Here is a 12760-nt window from a genome sequence, read left to right as displayed (position 1 = left end):
CTCCGGGAACCTCAGAACGTCGGCACGGCCTCGAGGAGGCGGCGGGTGTAGGGGTCCTGCGGGTTTTTGTAGATCTCGTCGGCCGGGGCGGACTCGACGAGCTTGCCCCGGTTCATGACGAGCACGTGGTCGCTGATGTGTTCCACGACGGCGAGGTCGTGCGCGATGAAGAGGTAGGTGAGGCCGAGTTCTTCCTGGAGGTCTTGCAGGAGGTTGACGATCTGCGCCTGCACGGAGACGTCGAGCGCGCTGACGGGTTCGTCGCAGATGATGAATTCGGGTTCGACGGCGAGGGCGCGGGCAATGCCGATGCGCTGGCGCTGTCCGCCGGAAAACTGGTGCGGGTAGCGGCTGGCGTGATCGGGGCTGAGCCCGACGCGCTGGAGAAGGTCGGCGACGCGGGCTTCTTTTTCGCGGCGCGACATTTTGGGAAAATGGATGTCGAGCGGTTCGCTGATGATCGCGCCGACCGACATGCGCGGGTTGAGCGAATTGAACGGGTCCTGGAAGATGAGCTGGATGCGTTTGCGGTACGGAAGAAAGTCGGAATTGGAGAGGGCCGTGATGTCCTTGCCGTCGTAGAGGATTTGTCCGGCCGTGACGGGCGCGAGCTTGATGAGGGAGCGGCCGATGGTGGTCTTGCCGCTGCCACTCTCGCCGACGAGGCCGGTGGTCTTGCCGCGCTCGATGGTGAAGGAAACGTCATCGACGGCGCGGACGTGATCGACGACACGCCGGAGCAGGCCGCTGCGCAGCGGGAAATGGACCTTGAGGTGGCGGACTTCGAGGAGAGGGTACGGCTGGGAGGGGGAACTGGCGAGAGTGGCGGCAGAGTCAGACATTGGCGGTTATAGTGTACGCAAACAGGGAAGAATCAACCGGAGGGGTTGAACACTCTATTTTTCCGGAATGGTGGACAACGAGAGGCTGTCGGCCAGCCCCCAAGTAGGTGTGCGACAATTTTGCGCCGTCATTGAACCTTTTGCGACGGGGCGCATTCTACCTTTCGTGAATCGCATCGTTTTCTTATCTTCATGCCGAACCTATGCCTTTTACTCCGGAAAATGAACCCCGCCTCGTTGTTCACGCCAGGCAAGGAGATTTTGCGGCATGGGATCGCCTGCTCCGGCATTACCAGCATCCTCTTTACGCTTACATCAACGACCTCGTCCGCGACGAAGCGGCCAGCCTCGACCTCGTACAGGAGACATTTATTCGGGCCGTGCGGCACCTTCCTTCCTTGCGTGAGGATTCACGCTTCGGCGGCTGGCTCTTCGGCATCGCCCGCCAGCTTTGCCTCGCTCACTTTCGCCGGACCGGACGCAATCGCGAAGACCCGCTCGGGGACAATGGCAATTCGCTTGAGGATTTCCGCGACGCCAGTCTGCCCCTGCCCGGCGAAATGTTGCTCCGGGAGGAGGACGCCGCGGAACTTTTTGCCACCGTCGCCCGCCTGCCCGCCGCCCAACGCGAGGCGTTCACCCTGCACGTTATCGAGGAATTTTCCCTCGACGAAATCAGCCGGATTACCGGCGCGCCCCTTGGCACCGTCAAATCGCGACTCTACCACGCGCGCCGCATTCTTCGCGAATGGTTGAACGAAACAAACCGCATACCCGACGCACGATCAGACATATGAAAACACTTCGCAATCACTGGCTGGATCGTCACCGACGATTGGATACGCAAATCGACGCCATCCGCATTGATGCGCTTCGCCGGGCGCTTCCGGCGGCTTCGTCTTCTGTTCCGACGGCCATGGTGTCCGCCCCCGGCGCACTGTGGTGGACCCGTGTGATACGCACATTATGGGGGGAGCTGGTTGTCCCCTGCCGCCCGGCCTGGGCAACGCTTGCCGTTGTATGGGCGGGATTGTTGTTGTGCGACCTGACCATGAGCTCATCCAGATCGCTGCCAGCGACCGCGGGCGCTTCACGTCCGGACATCGCCAATGCCATTGCCTGTTGGATGGAGCAACGTCGCCAGATGATGGCCTTGGCCCAGAGTATATCCGGCAACACATTGCCCACCCCTCCTCCGTCGCACAACAAACACAAACCCGCCGCGTCTGCTCCCGCAGCCAGCCCCGATCACTCCCGTTGGGAAAATCCTTCCGCTGGCAGCATTTCCCGAACGATCTGCCAAACATACCGCGCAAATGTGAGAAGCAACGCGGTACCCTATATGATATGAGTACTCCACACCCTCCACCCACCTCCCCCTCTGCTATCGCCGTCAATGCGCCTGCTCACCAGCGCTGGCGATTTTTTTTGTGGAGTGCCGCCCGCACGATCCTGTTATGCAGCGCAATTCTGGCTACATTGGTGGCAATCTTTTACGTCGAGGAAAACTGGCGCGGCGGACGCGCTTGGTCCGCCTTCAAACGCGAGGCCGCCGCCGCCGGTATCTCGCCGGAGATTGCCGACTATATTCCCGCGCCGGTTCCCGACAGTCAGAATTTTGCGGCCACGCCATTGATTGCCCGTCTGTATGAGTCGTCCCCGATGTGGAAGAACGCCGAGGCGTTGTCCAAACGATTGTGCCCCGAACGCCGGACGCAGTCCAACGCCTCGATCGCTGTCGGGCACGGGCCTGAATGGGGATTGCCGGACTGGGCGGATGGAATCCGGGCCGATCTTGCTGGTATTCAGGAAAAAGAAGGCATGGATCTGGCCACTCACCTCGCCTCCGTCTCGTCCGAAATGGACGAGATTGCCCGTGCGGCGGAGCGTCCTGCCGCCGTGTATCCGGAAAGTGACTATCTTTTCAAAGCCGGAATCGGGTATTCGCCGGTGTTTGCCCTGATGACTTTCTCCCGGCTTTACGGGGTGCGCGCCATGCAGCATCTCGACGCGGGAGAGCCCGAACCGGCTGCCGGGCTTGTCTGCACGTTGCTCAGGCTCGCGCTGCTTGAAACCGGCGAGAGATCCCTGCTTTCCCAAATTTGCGGAGGCTCGCTGACAAGGGATGCGAGTTCGGTCATCTGGGAAGGAATGGCGCGCAAACTCTGGCGCGCGGAGGATATTGTCCGGTTCGATGCGCTTTTGTCCCGGCTGGATTTCATCACGGCCATGCGCAAGCAGATCGCCGTTGAAAATGCGATTTGGATAAAAGTTGTGCTCCAGGCGCCGGAGCTTTTTGGAACACGAGATTTTTCATCGCGACAAGAGGAATGGCGGTTTCGCCTGTCTTGCTGGCTGCTGGCGAACGGGCCTCGTGGATGGCGCGAGCAAACCGCGATTGCTTTTGGCCGGAAGGCGATACACCATATTGAAAATTACGATACGGAACACGGCCGGGTTGCCGTAGTGGAACGCAAACGTATGGCTTCGTATTCAAAAGACATCATGCCGTGGTCAGTGCTGCCTGATACATTTGCGCCAACCAGAAGCCGCGGACTCACGACAGCGTTCGACCAGTCCGGGGTGGTGTTGGTGCGGACAGCTTGCCGGATTGAAATGCATCGTTTGAAAACTGGCAGGTATCCTTTCACGCTCGACGAACTGCCTGGCGGGGGCGGGGGCCTGCATGATCCGGTTTCCGGCAAGCCGGTCCGTTATCGGCCCCCGTCTGAAAATTCCAGCTACGTGCTGTATGTGACAGGCGACGATGGCGTCGACGATGGTGGAGATCCGGCAATGCGGAGACCGGACAAGCACGGAAATTTTTCCGGGAGAAACTACAAGGACTGGATCTGGACTTTCGATCCTGTCTCGCCACGCCAGACAGTACCGCGCCTCTGACATCGGGGGCGTGAAGCAGGGAGCGCTGAAGGCCAGAACCGGCTTTCAAGACGCTTTCGCGATCGCATCGTAGTCGATGGTCGTGAGCCGGCGCTGGCCGGCTCCAATTTTCGGGATGCAGGCGATGAGGGCGCGGGTGTAGGGGTGTTGCGGGTGGCGCAGGACGGTTTCGGTGGGGCCGGCCTCGACGATTTCGCCGCGGAACATCACGATGACGTCGTCTGCAAAACCGTGGACGATGCCGAAGTTGTGCGTAATGAGAATGACGGACATCTGCGTGCGCGTGCGCAGATCGCGAAGGAGGTCGATGATCTGTTTCTGGATGGTGACATCGAGCGCGGTGGTGGGTTCGTCGGCGACGAGGATGCGCGGCTCGCAGGCCAGCGCCATGGCGATCATGACGCGTTGCTGCATGCCGCCGGAAAGTTCGTGCGGATACGATCCGTAGCGGCGGGCGGCGTCGTGGATGCCGACACGTTCGAGCGCGGCGACGACGCGTTCGCGGATGTTTTTGGCGTCGGGGAAATGGAGTTTGATCGCCTCGGCAATCTGCGAGCCGATGGTGAAGACGGGATTGAGCGAGGAGGACGGTTCCTGGAAGATGTAGGCGATTTCCTTGCCGCGGATGGCGCGCAGTTCGCGGGGCGGCAGGGTGAGGGTGTCGCGGCCGTTGTAGAGGATTTTGCCCGTGACCTGGCAGGCGGGAGGTTCGGGAAGGAGGCGGGTGAGCGAGAGCGCGGTGACGGATTTGCCGCTGCCGCTTTCGCCGACGACGGCAAGGGTGCGGCCGGCGTCGAGCGAGAAACGGATGCCCTTGACGGCCTCGAGCGTGCGCTCACGCTGCCGGAAAGTGATGCGGAGGTCTTCGACGGAGAGAAGTGGCATTTTTTTAAAGAGTTGAAGAGCTGAAAGCTGAAGGCTGAAGACGGAAAGGAATTAACCACAGAGGCACGAAGACACAGAGAAAAGGCCGCACGGAGGCGGAAGAGAAAAGCAGGGGCTGGTGCTTTGTGGTTTGATCTCCGTGTCTTTGTGTCTCGGTGGTTGATTCTTCGATACGTTTCATTGTGTTTTCATTTTCGGATCGACGATGTCGCGGAGGGAATCGCCGAGGACGTTGAAGGCGATGACGGTGATAAAGATGGCGAAGCCCGGCGTGAGCAGCCACCAGAAGTTGAGCATGAAGATCTTGATGCTTTGCGCCTGCGAGAGCATCAGCCCCCAGGACGAGGCCGGCTCCGCGATGCCGAGACCGAGGAAGCTGAGCGCGGCTTCGCCGAGGATATAGCCGGGAATGCTCAGGGTGGCGGCGACGAGGAGGTAGCTGGCGAGGTTGGGGAGGATGTGTTTTTTGAGGATTGCGAGCGGCGACTGGCCCATGCTCTCGGCGGCGAGCACGAATTGCTGGCGGCGGATCGAGAGCGACATGCCGCGCAGGATGCGGGCCGCGCCGGCCCAGCCGATGAAGGCGAGGATGATGACGATCACGAAAAACATCTGGTCGGACTTGAAGTACGGGGCGAGGGCCGAGCGCAACGCGAGCAGGAGATAGAGCGAGGGGATGGCCATGAGGAACTCGACACCGCGCATGGCGAAGAAGTCGATCTTGCCGCCGAAGTAGCCGCTGAGTCCGCCGACCAGCAGGCCGAGCGTGAGCGTGATGGTGATGCCGATCAGGCCGATGAGGAGTGACACGCGCGAGCCGTACACGAGACGCGAAAAGACGTCGCGGCCGGTCGAGTCGCTGCCGAGCAGGTAGAGGCGGGGGGGGACGGCTTCGCCGTCCGGTTCGGGGTTCAGGGTTTCCGGTTTGGAGTTGTCGGCTACAGATGTGTTACCGGAACTCTGAACCCTGAACTCTGAACCCTGAACTTTTCCCGCCGCGTCAGCGGCGTCGTCGAGTTGCAGGAGGTGGCGTTGCAGGGGGACGAGGCCAAGGAGCTTGTAGTCGAAACCGCGGGCGAAAAGGCGGAGCGGGAACGACTGGCCGGGGACGGCTTCGTAGCTTGGAGCACTCGGATCGACGAGGCGATACGCCTGCACGCGCAGGCCGCCATCCTGCCAGAAAATTTGGGTGGGCGGGTGATAGGTGGAGGAGAGATCCTGCCGGTTGACGGGAGCGGTGGCGAGGAAGCCGGCGAAGAGCGCGCACAGGTAGAGGGCCAGCAGCGTGGCCAGGGCGGCGGTCCCGAGAGGGCGGCGGAGGAGTTCTCTGAAAAGATGGCGGCTCATGCGGGGATCAGTCGTTGGATTCGAGGCGGATTCGCGGATCGGACCAGGCGAGGCAGAGGTCGGCGACGAGGTTGCCGAGGACGAGCATCACGCAGCTCATCATGATCGAGGCGAGCACCACGAACTGGTCCTCGCGGAGGAGGGACTGGTAGATGAGGTTGCCGAGGCCGGGATAGTTCATGACGATTTCCACGATGAGCGCGCCGCTGAGGAGGCTCGAAAAGGCGAAGCCGAAGGCGCTGATGAGCGGGTTGATCGCGTTGCGCAGGACATGCTTGAACATGACCCAGCCTTCCGGGACGCCTTTGGCGCGTGCGGTCTGCACGTATTCGGCGCGGATCGTATCCAGGAAATTGGCACGCATGATCCGCATGAGTCCGGCGACGCCGCCGATGCCGAGAACGATGGTCGGCAGGATGAGGTGATGGAGGCGGTCGAGGATCTGCGCGCCGAAGGGAAGGAAGTCGTATTCGATGGAGGTGGAGCCGCCGAGCGGGAACCAGCCGGTGCGGGCGGCGAAATACACGGCGAGCAGGGCGAGGAAAAATTCCGGGATGGAAAGCGCGGCGTAGGCGAGGAACGAACTGACGCGGTCGAAGATCGAATCCTTGTAGATGGCGGCGAGGACGCCGAGCGGGATGGCGATGCACCAGGAAAAAAGCACCGAGGTGAGCGAGAGCAGGAAGGTCGAGAAGAGGCGCTGGCCGAGGAGATCGACCACGGGAACCTTGAACGTCCAGGAGTAGCCGAAGTTGAGCTGCACGACTTCGCGCAGCCAGTAAAAATACTGGAGATACCAGGGGCGATCGAGACCGAACTGACGCTCGAGATCGGCGATGAGTTCGGCGGGCACGTCGCGCTGCATCTTGATCGGTGTCAGAAAATCGCCGGGGGCGAGCGACATCAGCAGAAACACCAGCAGCGTGATCCCGAAGAGCAACGGGATCAGCGTGAAAAAACGGCGGATGATGAAGGCGATCATGGTTTCAGTTCGGCCCAGAGGGAATCGAGGTTCCAGAGGATGCCGCCGAGCGGGGTGGGCGTGACGTTGCGCCAGCGGTTGCGGATGCCGGTGTATTCGTTGGAGGTGACGAGGAAGATCAGCGGCTGCTGCTCGGCGAGGATTTCCTGGACCTCGAAAAAGAGTTCGCGGCGGCGGTCGTATTTCAGTTCGCGGCCGATCTCGGTCATGAGCTTGTCGATACGCGTTTCCCATTCGGTGGCGGGTTTGGCCTGCGAGGGGTTCCAGACGTGGAGGCGGCCGTTGCTCATGATGATGTCCTTCGAAGCGTAGGGATCCTGGGCGCCGCCGGCGAAGCCGAGGAGGCCGGCTTCGTAGTTGAAGGATTCGGAGGTGCGGCGGACGAGGGTGTTGAAGTCGATGAACTGCAACTCCACGCGGATGCCGAGCGCGGCCATGTTTTCGGCAAACACGGTGGCCATCTCGGTGCGGAGGTTGTTGCTGTTGTTGGTCATCAGCGAGAACTCCACGGCGTGGCCGTCGGCGTCGTGGAGGCGGTCGCCGCGCCAGGTGAAGCCGGCTTCACGGAGGAGGGCGCGGGCGCGATCGGGATCGTAGGGGTAGCGGCGGACGTCGGGGTTGTACCAGCCGGCGTTTTTTTGGGAAACGTAGTTGGAGATGGGGCTGGCGCGGCCGGCGAACACACCGCGGACGATGCCTTCGCGGTTGACGGCGTGGGAAACGGCCTGGCGGAAGCGGACATCGTCGAACCACTTCCGTTTGTACGGCGGGATGTACGGTTTGCCGTCGGCGTCCTTGCCGGGGTGCTGGTTGAACCACACGAAACTGATGGCGTTGGCGGGGCCGAGGTCGTGGAGGGTGAAGTCGAAGGTTTTCGATCCGCGCGAAATCCAGGTGACGTTGTCGGGCTGGATGCCCTCGACGTCGGTGAGGCCGCGGGCGAAGGCGACGTTGCTGGCATTGGCGTCGGCGACGATGCGGGTGACGATGCGGTCGATGTAGGGGAGGCGGTTGCCGGCGGTGTCGCGTTTCCAGTAGTTGGGGTTGCGGCGGAAGACGATGCGTTCGCCGGGGCGGTAGGAATCGAGGATGAAGGCGCCGGTGCCGACGAGTTGCGCGGGGTGATTGATGGCGGTGTTGATGCTCCACTGGTCGAGGAGCGTGCCGTCGTCCGCAAAGGGTTTCAGGATGTGGCGAGGGAGGATGGACTGGCCGCCGCCGAAGAGGAGGAAGGGGGCGTAGACGGTGGGCGTGGTGAAGCGGACGGTGTGGTCGTCGATTTTCTCGACGCGCACTTCCTCGCCCTCGACGAGGTGGAAATAGGCGGGGCGCGAGGGAAACCTGAGACGGGGGCGGCCGGTCTCCTTGTCGAGGACGGGCTGGCCGGTGGCGGGGTCGGTTTCTTTTACATAAAAGGTTTCCCAGGTGAAAACGACGTCGTCGGCGGTGAAGGGTTTTCCATCGCTCCAGGCGACGCCGTGGCGGAGGTGAAAGGTGTACCGGAGGCCGTCGTCGGAAATGTCCCAGGAGAGGGCGAGGTTGGGGATGATTTCGCCGGTGGTGGTGTCGACGCGGACGAGGCTTTCGAGGAAGAGGCTGATGGAGGAGGAGGAGGACTGGTCTTCGCTGATGAGCGGATTGAGCGTGGCGATGTCGCCGGGCTGCGTCTGGACCATGAGCAGGTCGGCAGCGGCGCCTGAACGGCGCGGTTCGGGGTTTGGGGTTTGGGGTGTGGAGTTGTCCGCAGGGTTTGTGGCATCGGCATCGGCGGCGGCCGATGGCGGGGTGAGGGAGGGATCGGGCGGGAAGGGGGAAACTTCGGCGTCGGCAGGGAGGGGGGCGAGGGTGATATCGGCGGCGGGCGGGGCGGAGCGGGTGCAACCGGAGGCGAGCAGGAGGGAGACGGCGAGGAGACCGGCGGCGAAAGCGGAAACGGAGGCAGGCAGCGGGAGGGAGAGGCGGAAGGCAGGGCGGGCGCGGTGTGGCAAGCCGTTTGGCGTCATGGTTTCTCGCAGCATTCGATGTGATCGCAGGTTGACCGGATAGAGGGAATGACGCGGGGCGGGATGGCAAACGTGTTGTTGAAATGCATTTTTCGGGGCGGGCGCGGCAAGGGCGACAGGCGTGCGCGGGTTATACCCGTGTCCCGGATATTTCTGGTTTTACACAAAGGCCGCAAAGGACGCGAAGAAGATAACGGGTAATCCCTTGCGCTGGTATGCGTTCTTTGCGGCCTGGTGCAGAAATCCGGAGTCCCTGGGGTTGGTTGGCCGGAATCGTCGGGAAGGCCGGCTATAATGCTCCGCGGCGCGCTTCCAGTTCGGCGCGGATTTGCGCGGAGCGGGCGCGGCCGAGGGGGTAGAACCAGGCGGAAAGCATGGCAACCGACCAGATGATGAGGGGGAGAGTCAGGTAGAGGAAAAACATGCGGTTGACCACTTCCTGCGGCTGGTCGCCGATTTTCGGATTGAAGCCCGAGATTTGCAGGACGACACCGCCGATGCCCATCGACGCGGTGAGCGAGGCCTTGATGAACCAGGAGTAGAAGGCGTTGATCGCGCCCTCGCGGCGGCGGGTGGTGTGGATCTCGTCCCAGTCGGCCACGTCAGCCTTCATCGAGGGCAGGAACAGCCAGACGGCGGCGATGGCGCTCGACTCGAACACGCCGGGGATGATTTGCCAGTAGGGATGCGCGGGCGTCATCAGGAACCAGTTGAGCAGGTGCCCGGTCATGCTGCTGGCGAGCATGGTCATGACCATGGTGCGTTTGTCGAACTTCTCGCCGAGCCAGGTGAAGAGGGGGATCGACGCGATGCCGGCCACGACGATGACGGAGCCCTTCATGCCGGCGATCATCGCGCCCTTGGCGAGATCGCCATGGCAAACGTAGTAGAAATTCACATACTGACCGAGCGAGCCGACGGAGCTGGAACCGAGGACGAGGAAAAACGAGATGCTGATGAGCGCCCACAGCGGCGTGCAGCGGATGGATTCGCCGATGCTTTTCCAGAACGGTTCGGACGCCTGTTTGCTGGCCTCGGCCTTGTAGTAGCGTTCCTTGACGAAGAGTGCGGGCAGCAGGCCGAAGCACACGATGCCGAGGGCGATCAGCCAGCAGACGAGGCGCATGCCGACGACGATGGGTTTCTCGCCGGGATGGGGGTTGGTGAAGGAGGTGAGCCAGGGCTGGATGCCGGACAGCAGTTTTTGCAGGAACGCGGGTTTGCCTTCGAGGGCCTTGGGGTCGCCGAGGGCGAGCATGCCGACGAAGATGACAAAGAGCAGGAGCCAGCTGCCGGCGAGGGAGGAAATCTTGCCGAAGAGCGTCATCCACGCGGTGAGGCGGGTGCGTTCGTCGTAGTTGGGCGTGAGCTCGAGCTGCATGCCGTAGTAGGGCATCGACCAGACGGTGAAGCTGGCGAAGAAGATCATGCCGACGAGTATCAGGTAAATGGATGCAGCCTTTTCGGGGGCGGCGAGTTCGAGTTTGGCGATGAAGGGGATCCAGTCGGCCACATGCACGAGCCAGGAGGTGCCGTCGCGCACGCTTTCCGGGAAGTGCCACATGATCGGGTACAGGCAGGCGGTCGTTATGGCGGCCACGAACATGAAGGGACGGCGGCGCCCCCAGCGGGTGCGGGCGTTGTCGGAGAGGTTGCCCATGATCGGATCGGTGAGCGCGTCCCAGGCGCGCAGCACCATGAGGATGAGGCCGAGGACAACGGCCGGCATCTCGAGGCCGATGTTGAAAAAAGGCATCCAGAGCGTGCCGGTCATGAGGCCGGTGGCGACGTAGTCCATGTTCACGCCGGCGGCGAACGAGAGTTTCTGGACAAGGGGGATGCGGTCGCTTTCGGAGATGCGGGCAGGAGAGGTCATGGGAGTCGGGAGGGAGGTGTTGGCCGGTTATTGCGGATCCGGGACGGGAAAAGGCCGTAAAAGGTGGATGGAGGCGGGCGCGGGAATGCGAAGCAAGCGAGTGCAACGCATGCGCAAAATCGGGAATCACAGAAAAATCTGTTCCGGCTGCCGGCGGGTAAAAGGGCGAAAGCGGGGCGAATTTGTCCAGAAGCGGAACAAATGCCGGGAGACCGGTGGGAACAGTCGAAAGCAAGGCGACGCTTGTACAGCGTCTTGGCGAAGGAGGGGCGATCGAAGGGGTATCACGCGGGTGACGCGGTCGTCACCCGCCGGGGGGGGGGAGACGCAGAATCAGTGCGTGTGGGCGTTGCGCTTGTGGATGATGATGCCGTTGCCGTCGGGATCGGCGACGACGGCCATCCGGCAGACGGGCGACTCGGTGGGTTCGATGATGAACTTCACGTTGTGGGCGCGCAGGTGGGCGATGGCCGCCGGGTAGTCTTCCACCTCGAGAGCGATGGCCGGACCGCTGCCCGGCTTCCAGTCGGGATCGGACTTGGTGATGGCGAGGGTGTGCGCGCCGAGGTCGTATTCGATCCAGGAAAACTGCGCGTCTTCCCAGATGGAGCCGGTTTTCAGGCCGAGGATTTCCTCGTAGAATTTCCGGGCGCGGGCGACGTCGGTGATCGGGTTGACGGTGAACGCGTATTCGATGGCGCGGAAGGAGGGGGTTACGGAGGGTTGCGGTGTTTCGGTGGTGGTGCTCATAGGGAATCAGAACCTGGCGTATGGGGCTGGATGAGCCAAGCGCAAGGTGAGGCCACGAGAGGGCGAGGGCAGAACAGATTTCAGGCTGGAACCCGGCTCGGGATAACACGGCATGCGATGAAGTCTTCGCTTGCGAAACAGAACGCCCGGATACATTTTTGTCTCACACCATCCGGATTTATGCCTGCTACTGCTACCATACGCGATCTGAGAAATCACTTTCCGAAGATACGGCATCTTGTGGAAACGGATGGAGAGGTGCTCCTTTCTGAAAACGGCCGGACAAAGTATCGCCTCGTCTTGCACACGCCACCGAAGGTCAAGCCCCCCCCGCATGTGGACTATTGGGCGCGTTTGACTACCTGGCAGCCGCAGCCAATCAGCACGGCCGAGGCGCAGTCTCTGATCGACGACAATCGTGGCGACCGCTGACAAAACTTACGTTGATCCGAGCGCGCTTCTGAAGCTCTACATCAACGAGCCACAATCGCGGGTGATGGCTGCCTGGCGCGCGCGAGTGGGCGGATCGTTGGCGGTAACCCATCACGGACGGGTAGAGTTGACCAATGCGCTGGCTCTCGCGGTCCACCGCGGTTTTTTGGATGAACAGGCGTTCGGGAGCGCGTTGGCGGCGCTGGATGACGATTTCCAGCAAGGCCGATACCGGCAGGCCGACTTGCTCTGGAGGGCGACGCTCAACCGGGCCTGCCAGCTCAGTCGCGACCACAGTCGCACGCTGGGAACGCGGACACTGGACGTGCTCCATGTGGCCAGCGCTCTGGAGCTGGAGATGCGGCAGTTTGTGAGTTTTGATGTGAAGCAGCAAAACCTGGTGCGGGCGGTCGGGCTCAGGTTGATCGTGCCGGCGTGAAGGGAGGGGCGGGCGCGGCCTCGGGCGCGGTGCTTGTCTTTGCTGCATTCCTGGGGCAGGTTGCCGACATGGGCGCGTTAGCCATTCAGGTTCCGGAACCGGTGTTGCTTCAATCGGGGCAATCGCGGGATGAACTCGCCAGGGAGGCGCAGGTGGAGTTGGGTGAACAAGTCATGGGTGAGCTCCGGCGGCGGTATGGGCTGTGATGAAGCCGTATGCGCTGCACCCCGGGGCGCGGGTGGATTTGCTGGCGGCTCTGGCGTTTTACGAAAAGGAGAGTCGAGAAGATTGACCGGAAGTTGG

The 12760-nt window shown here is 62.1% G+C and carries 12 protein-coding genes; 5 read left to right on the top strand and 7 right to left on the bottom strand.

Translation table 11 applies throughout. The annotated features are described in order from the left end of the window. Positions 1-11 precede the first annotated feature (11 nt). Complete coding sequence (locus OPIT5_07300; protein ID AHF90056.1) at positions 12-842, bottom strand: peptide ABC transporter ATPase; 831 nt, start codon at positions 840-842, stop codon at positions 12-14. 203 nt (positions 843-1045) lie between these two features. On the opposite strand from OPIT5_07300, the gene OPIT5_07295 reads away from it, so the two are divergent. Beyond that, entirely contained in the window at positions 1046-1639 is a 594-nt protein-coding gene (locus OPIT5_07295) for a hypothetical protein (protein ID AHF94168.1), read from the top strand. A gap of 682 nt (positions 1640-2321) precedes the next feature. Further along, positions 2322-3743 (top strand): hypothetical protein, encoded by a 1422-nt coding sequence (locus OPIT5_07290; protein AHF94167.1) that lies wholly within the window; start codon positions 2322-2324, stop codon positions 3741-3743. Positions 3744-3788: 45 nt separating this feature from the next. Here the strand turns inward: OPIT5_07290 and dppD are convergent, their stop codons facing one another. From dppD to OPIT5_07260, 6 genes are all read right to left on the bottom strand, one after another. After that, on the bottom strand, positions 3789-4628 hold the full coding sequence (dppD, locus tag OPIT5_07285) for a peptide ABC transporter ATP-binding protein (protein ID AHF90055.1): 840 nt from the start codon (positions 4626-4628) through the stop codon (positions 3789-3791). A 177-nt stretch (positions 4629-4805) separates the two neighbouring features. After that, positions 4806-5975 (bottom strand): ABC transporter permease, encoded by a 1170-nt coding sequence (locus OPIT5_07280; protein ID AHF90054.1) that lies wholly within the window; start codon positions 5973-5975, stop codon positions 4806-4808. 7 nt (positions 5976-5982) lie between these two features. After that, positions 5983-6957, bottom strand: coding sequence for an ABC transporter substrate-binding protein (locus OPIT5_07275; protein AHF90053.1), 975 nt, complete (start codon positions 6955-6957; stop codon positions 5983-5985). After that, on the bottom strand, positions 6954-8960 hold the full coding sequence (locus OPIT5_07270; GenBank protein AHF90052.1) for an ABC transporter substrate-binding protein: 2007 nt from the start codon (positions 8958-8960) through the stop codon (positions 6954-6956). Before OPIT5_07270 ends, OPIT5_07275 begins: the two co-directional genes overlap by 4 nt. A 289-nt stretch (positions 8961-9249) precedes the next feature. After that, a complete protein-coding gene (locus OPIT5_07265; protein ID AHF90051.1) occupies positions 9250-10836 on the bottom strand; it encodes a sodium:melibiose symporter in 1587 nt (528 codons plus the stop codon). A 333-nt stretch (positions 10837-11169) separates the two neighbouring features. Next, positions 11170-11586 carry a glyoxalase gene (locus OPIT5_07260; protein AHF90050.1) on the bottom strand — a complete coding sequence of 139 codons (417 nt, stop codon included), beginning with the start codon at positions 11584-11586 and terminating at the stop codon, positions 11170-11172. A 180-nt stretch (positions 11587-11766) separates the two neighbouring features. Here OPIT5_07260 and OPIT5_07255 point away from each other — a divergent pair, with 180 nt between their 5' ends. From OPIT5_07255 to OPIT5_07245, 3 genes are all read left to right on the top strand, one after another. Next, complete coding sequence (locus OPIT5_07255) at positions 11767-12018, top strand: hypothetical protein (protein AHF90049.1); 252 nt, start codon at positions 11767-11769, stop codon at positions 12016-12018. Then, positions 12005-12457, top strand: a complete 453-nt coding sequence (locus OPIT5_07250; protein ID AHF90048.1) for a twitching motility protein PilT — start codon at positions 12005-12007, stop codon at positions 12455-12457. The genes OPIT5_07255 and OPIT5_07250 overlap by 14 nt, the downstream gene beginning before the upstream one ends. A gap of 68 nt (positions 12458-12525) precedes the next feature. Further along, positions 12526-12663 carry a hypothetical protein gene (locus OPIT5_07245; protein ID AHF94166.1) on the top strand — a complete coding sequence of 46 codons (138 nt, stop codon included), beginning with the start codon at positions 12526-12528 and terminating at the stop codon, positions 12661-12663. Positions 12664-12760 lie beyond the last annotated feature (97 nt).

The sequence above is a fragment of the Opitutaceae bacterium TAV5 genome, from assembly GCA_000242935.3.
In the GTDB taxonomy this organism is placed as follows: domain Bacteria; phylum Verrucomicrobiota; class Verrucomicrobiia; order Opitutales; family Opitutaceae; genus Geminisphaera.
The sequence above is the reverse complement of the archived record's forward strand: the minus strand, read 5'-3'. Positions and strand labels throughout refer to the sequence as shown.